Consider the following 13,174-nt stretch of genomic DNA (forward strand, 5'->3'; position numbering starts at 1 on the left):
CTGACGCTAAAGAATATTACCAGTGATGCCAATCTGAAGGATGCCTGTGCTGATGGAGCCAGTCCGGGCTGTATCAAGGAGATGAAACTGGCGCTTGCTGCCAAAGACAGCTATCTAGGTTATGCCGAGTACCAGACCTATTACGACTTACGTGACCAGTACCCAGATGAAATGGCGAAGTTCGGTGATCTCATTGGTGACTACACGCACGATCTGGTAAAGCTGATTGAGCAAGGCTATACAAAAGAGCAAGCCCAAACTAAGCTGGCGCAAGATGCGGCCTACGCAGCCAAATATCAGAAAGCCATTGATGAGGTACCTGGATGGGCCAAGATAGCGGTGACCATCCAGGATACAGTCGGGATGGTTTATGGTGCCAAGGCTGCAGGGGTTAGTCTTGAGAGGTTGGCTGCGAATGGGGCTGCGGGCAACAAAGCACCTGTACTAACAAAGAATGCAGATGGAATTTATGAAGTCACTGTTAATAAAACTCTACTTGAGGCACATGATCGTCTTAATACCCCTGCTCTTGGAGGAAGTGGCAAATTAAAACCTGCTGAAGCCGCATCTGCCGCACAGTTAGAGCCTACTCTCGGTACAATGGAGCGTTATACACCACCACCTGGGATGATCACTGATAAAACACCTGACTTTGTGATTACGTCAGGCCCCAATAAAGGTAAAACCGTCGATGCCATGTATACGACAGATAGACTGTCACAGAAAGAAATAGACGGATTAAATAAGTTTTATGAGAAAAACATGAGTGCTGGTAGTGGAAGAGATGTTATCCAAAATCATTTGCAAAAAGCTGACTTTGTTCCTGTTGACTTTAGAGTGCTAACGCCTGCTAACCAAAAAATCTTCATGGACTATATAAAAACACTACCTAAAGTACAGCAAGATAAAATTATTATTATGAGGTAATGACATGGGAGCAAGTATTTTTTTTCGTAGAGATGAAACTATCGAAAAACCGGAAGATAGATTGACCTCTGCATTTATTCATAGCAGTTATTGGGATGCCTTGGGCGATCTGCTGGATGCTGTTTTTTTACCAGACTACCCACAGTTACATGAAATAATTAAGTCTGAAGAAGGTGAATATCTAAAGTTTTATTCATTTATTGAGTTAGATAAGGCAGATTTTAACCATGCTGTTAAGCTAATCAGGGATTACATTGCAAAGCAACAAAATCCGACGAAATGGCAACAGATGGCGAATGTTGTGTGGGAAGATGTTGCAAAGCCTTACATTATTCAGGATAAGCGTTATCAGCCTGATTAATGAGTAAATAAAACCCCAGCTTCGGCCGGGGTTACAACATCTAAGCCCTAAATCCGCCCTCTTCCCGCCGCTGCACCCGGATCACCCCCGGTGCAGCGGTAACCTCCAGTTGTTCAGCGTTGGTAATGCCGCTCTCGGTCAGCCAGTCGCCAGCGATCACCAACTCGCCGTTCTCCTGTACCCAACGGGCGGTCTTGGCTGGCTGCGCACAATGCTTGCCAGGTGAGATCATCGGCCACGGTTGGCCCTTGATAAGGCCTAACTGCCTCAGTCATTGATAGTCAGTTACGGCAACGGATTTAGCCTGCCGCTGGTGGTTCTGTCATCCACAATGCTCTTGCGCGTTTGAGGTGTGGCGGGTTGTGATATATCTAAAGACACTAACACTCTCGTACCATGGCTACGTATTGATACATGGCTGAACAATAATTACTGATGGTTTTTGGTGCAACAATTCCTTTCAGCCGAGTTTTGATGCACTCGACATCTTCTACATTTCTGAGCGTTTGGGAGCTAATCTCTATCTCAAGGTGACGAGCTACAGAGTTGAGGGATGACACGTAAGAATCCACCGAACTTGCAACCTCCTGCGGTCAAAATTGGCTCCCGCTCTGTGGCATGCGGGAAAGCGAAATAAACAAATGGATCGCTGAACGTATCAACAAACGCGAGGAGACGCGCAAATGATACATTCTTATTTTTTTCTGGCGGGCCATTTACGATATAATGCTGATGCTGCGGCAAAATCCGCAGCCGGAATTGGCGTTCCGAACAAAAGTCTGGGGCCTGAATATACGCGTCATGCGTATTGTTATTCAGGCAAGCATTGAGTCATGCCTTCAATGGTGGCTCGTGCGGGGCTCCCGAAAGGGAGGCCGGTAGCCAGACTGTCCGGTAACGCCAACCCTGCACGGGCTACCACCCAAGAGGTTGGCGTCTCTGGTGGTAGCTATCTACGAAGCTACAGTCTGGAGGCGGCCCTATGGCTACTACCCTTCCTTTTTTATACCTGCAATTCTTCAGTTCTTCTGCGGGGGTGCATCATGTATGACCCCACACCACTTACGCTGAAAGAACTCGCCGATCAGTGCCGAGCGTTGGCTTATGCCATCATCGAACTGAGTAATCCCCTCGCTAAAGAACTGCTGACATTTATCCTGTGGGAGCGGCTCAACCAGTTGAATCAATCACTGGAAACGGAGGTGCCTAGCGATGAGTAAATTTATCTCGGGTACCCACTCTTCTTCTCTGCTTGACCGCACAACAAAAAATGCGCATCAGCGGCATTACCTTTGATGAGGGGAACCTTCTGTTAACGCTGCATCGTGCTTCCGGTGAGCACATCACACCGTTACCACACCGAAACAAAGTAGGGGATTAACTGGGGGACAAGTGGGGGAATCTGGCTATTGGGTCATGATATTTGGCATGTTCCCCCACTTCCCAGATGTATATATACGCTAAGTGAGGGAAACTTTATGATCGTTTGCCTTGCTCACTCACCATTTGATGACTGCCCTGCCTAGAGGACGAATTGTTTCTCTTATTTACGATGCTATTCCTGTAACCGACCACATTGTTGCCGCATACCATCAAAAATACATTCCGCAAGCTCTAGTGGAAACGACTCTGGTAGCAACGCAGATACACGTTCAATAACCTCAGGTGTTCTGGATATAATTTCATTTATCATGGATTCAACCTGTAATCTGCCCAAGCCGGTTAATGCACCCTGCTTGATCCAATGCCGCCGTTGAATTCTATACAACTGGTAATAATTACTGCTACCACGGACTGCCATTGCCAGTTTGCACTTCTGCCAAGAAATCTGGTTATTATCAGAGCCAATGACTGGCCATGCCGATAAAACATCATACAGAGGCGTAAGGTGATAACGACCTTGTGGCTCAATAGCGATACTGAAATTTTTGGCATGCCCATCCGTGGCCGCTATCAGCCAGAAAATAATTTGCGCCATAAAGAACAACGCTTTGTCCCGTTCAGCCCGGTCTGAATGACTCAGTATATCCATAATATCGGAAATACCCGGCCCACCATCAGACTGGTATTTTCGGAGTGGAGAAACCCCCAGAGCCTGACACATATCCTCTTGTGGCAAGCGAACGATCCATTGCCGATCCCCCGACCATCTCCTGTCAAAACGCTCAACAACCAATGCTTTCTGTTCTTCAAACTGCGCGATCTGCGTTTTTGCTACAGGGAGCCTATATTCCTCAAGGATCAAAGAACATAGCCATTCATTTTCAACCGAGGTACTCATATTCGTTTTCATATTACCAACCAGCCCGAGTGGTAACTTGAAAATATGCGTCGTTGGGGTGCTACCTTCTGGCAAACACCATTGTTCTTCATGCCACAGTAAAGCCGTTTTTTCTTGCGCTCCGGCAATTGATAAGCGCAAATCGTCAGTATCGTCCTGCCGACCGGGTAACAAAGCTTCCGTGGTATTACGCAATCTTGTGGCTATCTTTGCATCAGAAAGCGGACGATAGTTTATGGAGAATAAATCTGTCGGTTCTTCATCAACATTCAATAACTGTATCGCACCAACACAATCTCTTCCCAACTCAGCCAACAGATCAAAAGGATCAAGGCTTGCTGCCTGGTAACGCATGGCTAAACGCCTGCGAATACCTTCGCTGTCAGGCAATAAATTATCAAAATAGTCGCGTACCACGTTGCCGCGCCAAAGCTGATTGCCGGGAGTGAAAAGCAAAGAGAGCGATAAAGGTCTGCCCTGTTCATCAGCAATCCATTCCGGGAGGTATTGCAGACGATCTTCGCCTTTGACCTTTTCCCAGAATCCAACCTGGATCCCATTCATCCATAGAGCTAAACGCTGTTGTGTACGACGCATATCATCACCATTTTTCCCGTCGGGCGGGGGAATCTATTGGTTTTTCTGCCTCTTCCATTGTTGAAGATGACGCAGATAACAGCCCTCTTGGTTCAGAAGAGAGCACCACTTCAACCCCCAGTAAAGTAAGCACCTTAAACAAACGCTCAATACTGGCGCTTCCAGGGTTTGCTTCCAGACGGGCATAGGTTTGCTGTGTGACACCTAACCTTTCAGACACTTCTTTTTGCGTCAGCCCATTCGCCTTGCGAAAGCCAATCAGCAATGGACGCAACTGATTCAAGGTTTTCAACGGATAAACAGTATTCATAATGCAATTACCATTGTTTTAGACGCTTATACATACTATAGGCTGTTTTTGAACAATACACCCTATAAGCTGTAAATAAATAAAACAGCTTATAGGATGTAAAGATGGAGTGACTTAATAAATTTGCTCACGGCTTAACAGATAGTAATTGATTGATAGAAGGCACGGGTTTCATGTTTAGAAGGGGGGTGACAACTATGCTGACACTGAGGGGGACAAGGCCGCATAAGTAATCCAACAGCACAACATCACGTTGCTGGCTACCCATTCGCACGCCACAGACTCAAACGTATGTTCCAGCGTTATCGCAAAAGGAATGGCATTGAATTTTATTTATTATTAAACAATAAGATATGGATGTTAATGGAATATTTCAGCCATAAAAAAAGCCACCCGAAGGTAGCTTGATTTCATACTAATGGTGCGAAGGCCGGACTCGTACCATAAATACAATTTATTGAAATTATTGATTTTAAATTATAGTAAAATTTTTACCGACCCCCATCCTGACCCCTACACAGTTTTTCGATAGAAATTATTGCATAAAAAATAAACTCTACGATTGCAAATCGTATCCTTTGGGATACACTAAAGACCATAAATATACTAATTCGCACCGCCGAGTTTGATACTTGGTTAAGACAGTTGAAAGATGCCAAAGGAAAGGCGCGGATCTTGGCACGTCTGCGTTCTGCTGAGCAGGGTAACTTTGGTGATTGTGAACCTGTTGGGCAAGGCATCAGTGAGATGCGGATCCATACTGGCCCTGGCTACAGGGTTTATTACACGCGGCGTGACAATGTGATTTACTTGCTTCTGAATGGTGGTGATAAATCCGCACAAAGCAAAGATATCAAACATGCCAAACAACTCCTCGTAACTCTGGAGAATAAAGAATGAAAAACCTCAACTTAGCACCATTCGATGCTGCTGATTATCTGGATAGCGAAGAAGTCATTGCTGAATATCTGAGTGCAGCGATGGAAGACCCTAATCCTGATGTTTTTTTGGCTGCGTTAAAAGATGTCATCAAGGCCAAAGGAATGACTAATGTTGCTCGTGAAGCCGGAATCGGACGCGAAAGTCTGTATAAAACACTGACTCCTGGATCACATCCACGTTATGAGACGATCAGCAAACTGCTTGCGGTGATGGGTGTTAAATTACAGGTGGCGTCAATTTGATGCTTTCTTATACAGCACTATCAAACCAATATCTTCAACCCATGCTTCTGCACCACACTAAGCAGTTTCAGTGACAATCCGCTAGGGCGCTTGATACCACTTTCCCATTTCTGCACCGTGGAAACACTGGTATTCAGGTAGCTGGCAAAAACCGGTTGGCTGACGTTCAGCTTCTCACGCAGTGCCTTTATCTCAACGGGTTGAAGATCTTCCACACTATTGAGACATGCTTTGTCAAAGTTGCGCATGGTTTCCTGTCGGATAGCATCAACGCTGAATAATCCAGAAGCCGCGCTGTGGATTGCTTCAAATGCAGGACTCTTGAATTTAGTTTTTGCGGTCATGGCAAATCTCCACCAGTTCTTTATTCTTAATTAGTGCCGTAATCTTTTCGTCAGCAAGAGCTGCATAATGCTTTGCCAACTCTCGGAATCCAGACAGTTCGCCATAATTGGGGGTCAACTCCTAATCGAAGTGGGCTGCCCCTCATCTTGACCCCCAAATCATCTGGCTGTCAATGGACGGGGAAAGACCATGGCGGATAAAACAGACAAATCAGGAAGGAATGCCATAGAATTTTATTTGTTATTAAACAATAAAATATGGATGTCAGCGGAAGATTATGGACATAAAAAAAGCCACCCGAAGGTAGCTTGATTTCATACTAATGGTGCCGAAGGCCGGACTCGAACCGGCACACCCGAAGGCGGTTGATTTTGAATCAACTGCGTCTACCGATTTCGCCACTTCGGCACTGAAGTAGTATGCGGAAAACGTGGGCATTATACCTGCCCGCCTCTCGCACGCAACACTTATCAAGCATTCAATGAATTGAATGTTGAAAAAAACGTCACCCGTCGAATTTTCCCGCTGATCACGTCTATTTTTTGTGCCAAATCACCCGAATTGCCAATAACGCGCATAAAAACTGCAGAAGAGATCACATTTGCCAGAATACGCTCTTTTTAAATGCATATGAAAACAAGTAAGGTGCAAATACAAAATCAAATGAAAGCAAAAGAGAGATATCGATAATGAATGAAACTACAAAACGTATGGCAAGGCTGATCGACCTCAGTGCGGTGCAAGCCACCAATACCGAAGCCGATGTTCGCCACTGTGCCGAGCTGGCTAACCGTTATCGCATCATTTCGGTTCATGTGTTGCCCTGCTGGACGCGCTTTCTAAGCACCCTACTGCCAGAGCAAGGTCGTGCCGATGTGATGATCGGGGGGCCGGTCGGTTTCCCCAGTGGCGGGCATGCGACCGATATTAAAGTGCAAGAGGTTCGCCAACTGATTACTGATGGCGCGCGTGAAGTGGATATGGTGGTGAATATCGGCAAGGTACTGTCTGGCGATTATGACTATGTGCGCCAAGACTTGCGCCGTGTGGTGGAGGCTGCGGCCCCCATTCCTGCCAAGGTGATTCTAGAAACCCACTATCTGAATGAGGAGCAGATCCGCAAGGTGTGTGATATCGCGGTGGAAGTGGGTATGGCCTGGGTAAAAACCTCTACCGGCTGGGCACCTACCGGGGCGACAACCGAAAAAGTCGCCATCATTGCCGATCAGTTGCGTGGCCGCATTCAGATCAAAGGGGCCGGTGGCATCCGTGATCTGGACACCGTGCGGGCACTGTATCGCCTTGGGGTACGCCGTTTCGGTATGAGCGCTGCCGCCACCGAAAAAGTGCTGGAACAGTTGGAACAAGACCCTGGTCTGTTCCCGGAACTGAACGATAACTAACTCCCCATGCGCTATGCGCTGTCTTTAGCGCTCCAGTTTAACGCTTCTCGGGGTGGTTCACGCTGCCCCCACCAGGAGTGATAATAATATGAAAGACTTACTTCTTACCCTTGATATTGGCACCGGCAGTACACGCGCCGGGCTGGTGATGTGCACCGGAGAAATCCTCGGCTTCGCCCAGCGTGAATACGATCAAATTACCCCTCAGGCAGGCTGGGCAGAACAGCCGCCATCACTCTGGTGGCAAAGTGCCTGTGAGTGTACGCAAGAGTTACTGGCCCGCTTTGCCGAGTATCGCCCACGCATTGCTGCCGTAGGGGTTTGTGGTCAAATGCATGGCACCGTGTTGCTGGATGCCGATGGTAACTTGGTGGTTGACCGCGCCCTGTTGTGGAACGACAAACGTTCCCAGCCGCAGGTCGAACACTTTAAGCAGCAGCAAGACTCTGCGCCTTGGCTGGCACTGCTCAATAACCCCCCCACTGCCGCTTGGCCCGCCTTCAAGCTGCGCTGGTTGCAAGAAAACCATCCTGAACTGTGGGCCCGTGTTGCCACCGTTTTAATGCCCAAGGACTACATCAATTTCCAGCTGTGTGGCGTGCGTGCCACTGATTACAGTGAAGCCTCCTGCTACTACCTGATGGATAGCAACACCCTCGACTGGTCAGCCACTGCACTTGAGCAATTCAATGTGCGGCGTGATCAGTTACCCGCCCTGCATCTCTCCAGCGAGGTCATCGGCCAGATCAGTCAGGATGCTTCTGCCGCCACCGGCTTACCGCTGGGGATACCCGTTGTTGTAGGTGCCGCAGATATGGCCGCTACCTTACTAGGGTCCGGGGTTTATCAGCCAGGAACAGCGTCAGACAGTACCGGCACCTCCACTTTATTAACCATGGTCGCCAAGCAACCCTTGCTCGACCCATGGGTAAATAACCTGCACTTGGCCAACCCGGCTTGGGGGGGCTTTACCATTCTGGATGCAGGTGGCGATGCAATGCGCTGGGCACGGATGGCATTGAACGATAGTCGGCTCAACCACCAGCAGATGTTAGAGCTGGCGGCACAGGTCAAACCGGGGGCTGAAGGGTTGTTGTTCCTGCCTTATCTTACCGGCGAACGCCTGGCTGAGCAGACCAATTCCCGGGCGCAATTCTTCGGCCTGCAGCGCAAACACCGGCAGGAACATCTCTATCGCGCAGTACTGGAAGGGGTGGCGCTGGCTTCACTGCGTAACTTGCAACAACTACGGCGCTGTGGTCAGGAACCGGACGCGATGATCGCCTCCGGCGGTGGTGCGCGCAGTGCCCTGTGGCTGCAAATCAAAGCCTCCGCCTATAACCTGCCCATCCTGCAAACCCGTAAGCAGGAAAATGGCACTACCGGTTGCGCCATTATCGCCGGAGTCGGGGTCGGTCTGTTCAGCAGCTTTGCACAAGGGGTGAGCCGTACCGTCAGTGTAGAACGGGAATTTATGCCAGACCCCAGGCTGCATCAACTCTACCTGCAATGTTTTGAGCTTTTTGAACAGCTCTATCGTCAGGCTCAACCCTTATACCAACAGCTTGATGCTATTAGCTCTTTCTCTTTTTCTACGGATAAAGGAACAACACCATTATGAGCGAATCCCTAATCAGTAAAACCACAACGGAACAACAAACCGCAGCGGAACATATTGATCGCAGTGCCTATCTCCCTGCGACCCCTTGGCTGCAACTGATGCTGGTTTGCTGTCTGTTTGCCCTGTGGGGCATGGCAGGCAACCTGAACGATATTCTCATCGCCCAGTTCAAGAAGGGGTTTGACCTGAGCGATACCCAAACAGCACTGGTGCAATCCATCTTCTTTCTTGGTTATTTCCTGGTGGCGCTACCAGCAGCGGCGGTGATCAAGCGTTACTCTTACAAAGTCGCCATTATTATTGGCTTGTGCCTGTATGCCCTCGGTTGTTTCCTGTTTATTCCTGCCGCACAAATCATGACCTATGGCGCTTTTCTGGCCTGTCTGGGGGTGATCGCTTCCGGTTTATCATTCCTGGAAACCTCCGCCAATACTTATTCCAGTTTGTTAGGGCCACTGGAAACCTCTACCCAGCGGATTAACTTCTCGCAGATTTTTAACTCGTTGGGGGTGATCTTTGGTGTGCTCATCGGCCAGCAACTGGTATTTAGCAAAAACGACCCAACGCACGAGCAACTACTGCAAATGCCTGCCGAACTGGCTGAAGCAGCACGTACTCAGATGGTATCGCAAGTCGTCACCCCTTATCTGATCATCGGGTCTGTTTTAGTGGTACTGGCGCTGATCTTTGTCGCCGTGAAATTTCCCGCCTGTAAAACCCAACACTCAGCAGGGGGAACCGGTAAGCCGCTCTCTCAGTCATTACGCATCCTGCTGGCAATGCCACGTTTTCGTCTCGGGGTTCTGTCCCAGTTTTTGTATGTGGGTGCCCAGGTGGGGCTGTGGAGTTTTACCATTCGCTTTGTGCAGATGATTGAGCATGGCACCACCGAGCACTCCGCCACGTATTGGCTGATCGCCACGCTGATTTGCTACTCGGCGGGTAAAGTGGTCACGACGGCATTAATGAAGAAGTTTAATCCGGCGCTGCTGCTGGGTGTGTTCTGCTCTATCTGCGTGCTGTTACTGTTGTTGGCGGTCAATATTCATAGTCTGTTCGCCGTTGTGGCCATTATGGGTGCCAACTTCTGCATGGCGCTGTGCTGGCCCACCAACTTCGGCCTGACCATCAAAGGGCTGGGGGAAGAAACCCAAGTGGCGGGTTCCATTGTGGTGATGTCGATTATTGGTGGTGCGGTAGTGCCGTTGGTCATGGGGATGATTTCCGACGCTAACGGCGGCAATATGCAAATTGCCTTCTCGGTGCCTTTGGTCTGCTTCGCTTATGTCGCCTTTTATGGCTTCTATTGTGTGAAGAAGGGGGTCTAACATGGCGTCGTTGATTTCTGGTCTGGCACATATTGGTTTGCGCAGTGCAGATATTGAACGCGCGACTCGTTTTTATCACTCATTGGGGTTTACCACTCAACAGTCACTGACCTCGGACTCGCCGCAAGGCTGCATTGAAGTGCGTTTTCTGGCATTGGGTGAGTTGGTTCTGGAACTGTATCAGCTGCCTTGGCCGGGTAAGCAACGGGATGCGGCGAGCTTCGGCATCGACCATGTGGCATTGCGGGTGAACGACCTGGCGGCAAGCCAGCAATGGGTGGAACAGCTTGGTTACCCGGTAATCGAAGGGCCCACCCATCAACCCAGCGGGCGCAACGGTGTGCGTTACTTTATGATTGCCGGGCCAGATGGTGAAAGGGTCGAATTTAGCCAACCCTTGTAGGTTATCGCCAGTCTATTCAAGTTGCAGCGCTCTTGCTGCAACTTGAATGATCACGGTTTAGCTGGTTTTACCTCGGCTTTTACCTTTCTGCAGCGGCTTTTTCGCGGCTGGTGCAGCGGGGTTCCGCTGGCGAGTTATATCCGTATGCTTGGTCAATGCCGGGCGGGTGTTGCGCTGCAAACGCTTGGCTTCACGCTGTTCATCAAGCGTCGGCGCGGGCACTAGGCATTCACGGCGGCTGCCAATCAAATGTTTCAGTCCCATCTCTTCCAGCGTGCTGCGGATCAACGGCCAGTTAAGCGGATCATGGTAACGCAGCAGCGCTTTTTGCAAACGGCGTTGGCGCTCACCCCGAGGGATAAACACCTCTTCGCTTTTATACCCCACCTTGCTTAACGGGTTCTTACCGCTGTAATACATGGTGGTGGCGTTAGCCATCGGTGAAGGGTAAAAATTCTGTACCTGGTCGAGCCGGAAACGGTTTTTCTTCAGCCACAGAGCCAAATTCACCATATCTTCATCACGGGTGCCCGGGTGCGCAGAGATAAAGTAAGGAATAAGGTACTGTTCTTTACCCGCCTGCTTGGAAAACTGATCGAACAACTGTTTGAAGCGATCATAGCTGCCCATGCCCGGCTTCATCATTTTAGACAGTGGCCCTGACTCGGTATGCTCCGGGGCAATCTTGAGGTAGCCGCCCACATGATGGGTCGCCAGCTCTTTAATATAACGGGGATCTTCCACCGCCAAGTCGTAACGTACCCCAGATGCAATCAGGATCTTTTTGATCCCTTTAAGCGCACGAGCCCGGCGATAAAGCTTGATGGTGGGCTCATGGTTGGTATCCATATAGGTACAAATTTCTGGATAGACGCAAGATGCTCGGCGACAAGTCTGCTCTGCACGGGGGTTGGTGCAGCGCAACATATACATATTGGCAGTTGGGCCACCCAGATCTGAAATCACCCCAGTAAAGCCCGGTACTTTGTCGCGGATCTCTTCGATCTCACGCACGATCGACTCTTCTGAGCGGCTCTGGATAATGCGCCCTTCGTGCTCGGTAATCGAACAGAACGAACAGCCACCATAGCAACCACGCATGATATTCACCGAAAAACGGATCATATCATAAGCAGGAATACGCTCTTCACCATAAGCAGGGTGCGGCACACGCTGATACGGTAGCCCAAACACGCTGTCCATTTCTGAAGTGCTGAGCGGGATAGCTGGTGGGTTAATCCATACATAGCGATCGCCATGCTTTTGCATCAAGGCACGGGCACAACCTGGGTTAGTTTCGTGGTGCAGAATGCGTGAGGTGTGGGCATAAAGCACTTTGTCTGCTTTCACTTTCTCAAAAGAAGGCAGCAGGACATAGGTTTTTTCCCATGGCTTCGGTTTAGCCGCGCGTACGGTGATGGGCTTGACCTCCGGCTCTGGCGTACTGCCATCAGCACAGGGGAGATTTTCACCATAAGGGTTAAGAATAGGTTCAATGCGCCCCGGCTGGTCAAGGCGGGTTGAATCGACACCCGACCACCCTATCAATGCCTGCTTGCGCATGATCGCCGTGTTGCGAATATCATTGATATCCTCAATTTTTTCACCGGCAGCCAAGCGGTGAGCCAACTCCACCAGCGGGCGTTCACCATTGCCGTAGATCAGCATATCGGCTTTGGAATCTACCAATACCGAACGGCGCACCGTATCAGACCAGTAATCATAGTGGGCAATACGCCGTAAACTGGCTTCAATCCCCCCGAGGATAATCGGCACATCTTTATAGGCTTCGCGGCAGCGCTGGCTATAGACTAAGCTCGCCCGATCCGGACGTTTGCCCCCCACATTGCCAGGGGTGTAAGCATCATCATGGCGCAATTTACGATCAGCGGTATAACGGTTGATCATCGAATCCATATTGCCCGCGGTAACACCAAAGAATAGGTTCGGTTTACCCAAACGCATAAAATCGTCTTTGTTGCTCCAATCAGGTTGGGCAATGATCCCCACTCTGAAACCCTGCGCTTCCAGCATGCGCCCGATGATCGCCATACCAAAGCTCGGGTGGTCAACATAGGCGTCACCGCTGATGATGATCACATCACAGCTATCCCAACCCAGTTGCTCCATCTCTTCGCGCGACATGGGTAAAAATGGCGCAGGGCCGAAACATTCCGCCCAATAAGGCGGGTAGGAAAACAACTCTCGTTCAGGTTGGATCAGGCTTGTGGTGCTCATGACAGGTGCTCTTGTACCGATTAATTTATCGCCGGGCGGCGATTATACGCACTCATGGCAAAAAAGTACGGATATTTATGCTCAAGTTGATTGAAGTTGCGGTCAGTTGACAAGCACGGCCCTGAAGCAAGAACCACAACAATCGTTGGCGACGGTGATTGATGCCATCATTTTTC

The 13,174-nt window shown here is 49.5% G+C and carries 13 protein-coding genes, 1 tRNA gene and 2 pseudogenes; 9 read left to right on the plus strand and 7 right to left on the minus strand.

Going from position 1 to position 13,174, the window contains the following annotated elements:
* Together IO95_RS25540 and IO95_RS07050 are read left to right on the plus strand one after the other, a co-directional pair.
* A partial coding sequence (locus tag IO95_RS25540; protein ID WP_037384586.1) for a DUF6862 domain-containing protein occupies nucleotides 1-927 on the plus strand: 927 nt, incomplete at its 5' end.
* Nucleotides 928-931: 4 nt separating this feature from the next.
* On the plus strand, nucleotides 932-1,288 hold the full coding sequence (locus IO95_RS07050; RefSeq protein ID WP_037384588.1) for a hypothetical protein: 357 nt from the start codon (nucleotides 932-934) through the stop codon (nucleotides 1,286-1,288).
* A gap of 40 nt (nucleotides 1,289-1,328) precedes the next feature.
* Here the strand turns inward: IO95_RS07050 and IO95_RS23945 are convergent, their stop codons facing one another.
* Nucleotides 1,329-1,520, minus strand: a complete 192-nt coding sequence (locus tag IO95_RS23945; protein ID WP_023491169.1) for a SymE family type I addiction module toxin — start codon at nucleotides 1,518-1,520, stop codon at nucleotides 1,329-1,331.
* Nucleotides 1,521-1,971: 451 nt separating this feature from the next.
* Between IO95_RS23945 and IO95_RS23950 the strand changes: the two are divergent.
* A pseudogene (locus IO95_RS23950) lies at nucleotides 1,972-2,508 on the plus strand (ash family protein).
* A gap of 335 nt (nucleotides 2,509-2,843) precedes the next feature.
* On the opposite strand, the gene IO95_RS07060 reads toward IO95_RS23950, so the two are convergent.
* Both IO95_RS07060 and IO95_RS07065 read right to left on the minus strand, forming a co-directional pair.
* Entirely contained in the window at nucleotides 2,844-4,166 is a 1,323-nt protein-coding gene (locus IO95_RS07060; protein WP_037384591.1) for a type II toxin-antitoxin system HipA family toxin, read from the minus strand.
* 4 nt (nucleotides 4,167-4,170) lie between these two features.
* Nucleotides 4,171-4,476 (minus strand): helix-turn-helix transcriptional regulator, encoded by a 306-nt coding sequence (locus IO95_RS07065; protein ID WP_037384594.1) that lies wholly within the window; start codon nucleotides 4,474-4,476, stop codon nucleotides 4,171-4,173.
* A gap of 597 nt (nucleotides 4,477-5,073) precedes the next feature.
* On the opposite strand from IO95_RS07065, the gene IO95_RS07070 reads away from it, so the two are divergent.
* A complete protein-coding gene (locus IO95_RS07070) occupies nucleotides 5,074-5,376 on the plus strand; it encodes a type II toxin-antitoxin system RelE/ParE family toxin (RefSeq protein WP_037384597.1) in 303 nt (100 codons plus the stop codon).
* A complete protein-coding gene (locus IO95_RS07075) occupies nucleotides 5,373-5,660 on the plus strand; it encodes an addiction module antidote protein (protein ID WP_037384599.1) in 288 nt (95 codons plus the stop codon). The genes IO95_RS07070 and IO95_RS07075 overlap by 4 nt, the downstream gene beginning before the upstream one ends.
* Nucleotides 5,661-5,680: 20 nt before the next feature.
* Here IO95_RS07075 and IO95_RS07080 read toward each other — a convergent pair whose 3' ends face one another.
* The 3 genes and pseudogenes from IO95_RS07080 to IO95_RS07085 all read right to left on the minus strand — a co-directional run bounded on the left by IO95_RS07080 (nucleotide 5,681) and on the right by IO95_RS07085 (nucleotide 6,413).
* Nucleotides 5,681-6,004, minus strand: coding sequence for a DNA-binding transcriptional regulator (locus IO95_RS07080; RefSeq protein ID WP_023491125.1), 324 nt, complete (start codon nucleotides 6,002-6,004; stop codon nucleotides 5,681-5,683).
* A pseudogene (locus IO95_RS26015) lies at nucleotides 5,988-6,113 on the minus strand (type II toxin-antitoxin system RelE/ParE family toxin); the annotation flags it as partial. The pseudogene IO95_RS26015 and the gene IO95_RS07080, both read right to left, overlap by 17 nt.
* 215 nt (nucleotides 6,114-6,328) lie before the next feature.
* A tRNA-Leu gene (locus IO95_RS07085) sits at nucleotides 6,329-6,413 on the minus strand.
* Between the two features lie 281 nt (nucleotides 6,414-6,694).
* On the opposite strand from IO95_RS07085, the gene deoC reads away from it, so the two are divergent.
* The 4 genes from deoC (at nucleotide 6,695) to IO95_RS07105 (ending at nucleotide 10,760) form a co-directional block, all read left to right on the plus strand.
* Nucleotides 6,695-7,408, plus strand: coding sequence for a deoxyribose-phosphate aldolase (gene deoC, locus IO95_RS07090; RefSeq protein WP_023491129.1), 714 nt, complete (start codon nucleotides 6,695-6,697; stop codon nucleotides 7,406-7,408).
* Between the two features lie 88 nt (nucleotides 7,409-7,496).
* The gene (locus tag IO95_RS07095) at nucleotides 7,497-9,029 is read left to right on the plus strand and encodes an FGGY-family carbohydrate kinase (protein WP_023491130.1); all 1,533 of its coding nucleotides are present in this window, start codon (nucleotides 7,497-7,499) and stop codon (nucleotides 9,027-9,029) included.
* A complete protein-coding gene (gene fucP, locus IO95_RS07100; RefSeq protein WP_023491132.1) occupies nucleotides 9,026-10,357 on the plus strand; it encodes an L-fucose:H+ symporter permease in 1,332 nt (443 codons plus the stop codon). The genes IO95_RS07095 and fucP overlap by 4 nt, the downstream gene beginning before the upstream one ends.
* A gap of 1 nt (nucleotide 10,358) precedes the next feature.
* Nucleotides 10,359-10,760 (plus strand): VOC family protein, encoded by a 402-nt coding sequence (locus IO95_RS07105; protein ID WP_023491133.1) that lies wholly within the window; start codon nucleotides 10,359-10,361, stop codon nucleotides 10,758-10,760.
* Nucleotides 10,761-10,817: 57 nt separating this feature from the next.
* Here IO95_RS07105 and IO95_RS07110 read toward each other — a convergent pair whose 3' ends face one another.
* Nucleotides 10,818-12,998, minus strand: a complete 2,181-nt coding sequence (locus tag IO95_RS07110; RefSeq protein ID WP_023491134.1) for a YgiQ family radical SAM protein — start codon at nucleotides 12,996-12,998, stop codon at nucleotides 10,818-10,820.
* Nucleotides 12,999-13,174: the final 176 nt, after the last annotated feature.

This window comes from Serratia sp. DD3, assembly GCF_000496755.2.

What these genes read in the sequence shown, in the direction of transcription:
- IO95_RS07060 (WP_037384591.1), bottom strand. Translation starts at nt 4,166, where the DNA reads ATGCGTCGTACACAACAGCGTTTAGCTCTATGGATGAATGGGATCCAG.
- IO95_RS07105 (WP_023491133.1), top strand. Translation starts at nt 10,359, where the DNA reads ATGGCGTCGTTGATTTCTGGTCTGGCACATATTGGTTTGCGCAGTGCA.
- IO95_RS07065 (WP_037384594.1), bottom strand. Translation starts at nt 4,476, where the DNA reads ATGAATACTGTTTATCCGTTGAAAACCTTGAATCAGTTGCGTCCATTG.
- IO95_RS07095 (WP_023491130.1), top strand. Translation starts at nt 7,497, where the DNA reads ATGAAAGACTTACTTCTTACCCTTGATATTGGCACCGGCAGTACACGC.
- IO95_RS07080 (WP_023491125.1), bottom strand. Translation starts at nt 6,004, where the DNA reads ATGACCGCAAAAACTAAATTCAAGAGTCCTGCATTTGAAGCAATCCAC.
- IO95_RS07110 (WP_023491134.1), bottom strand. Translation starts at nt 12,998, where the DNA reads ATGAGCACCACAAGCCTGATCCAACCTGAACGAGAGTTGTTTTCCTAC.
- IO95_RS23945 (WP_023491169.1), bottom strand. Translation starts at nt 1,520, where the DNA reads ATGATCTCACCTGGCAAGCATTGTGCGCAGCCAGCCAAGACCGCCCGT.
- IO95_RS07075 (WP_037384599.1), top strand. Translation starts at nt 5,373, where the DNA reads ATGAAAAACCTCAACTTAGCACCATTCGATGCTGCTGATTATCTGGAT.
- IO95_RS07050 (WP_037384588.1), top strand. Translation starts at nt 932, where the DNA reads ATGGGAGCAAGTATTTTTTTTCGTAGAGATGAAACTATCGAAAAACCG.
- fucP (WP_023491132.1), top strand. Translation starts at nt 9,026, where the DNA reads ATGAGCGAATCCCTAATCAGTAAAACCACAACGGAACAACAAACCGCA.
- deoC (WP_023491129.1), top strand. Translation starts at nt 6,695, where the DNA reads ATGAATGAAACTACAAAACGTATGGCAAGGCTGATCGACCTCAGTGCG.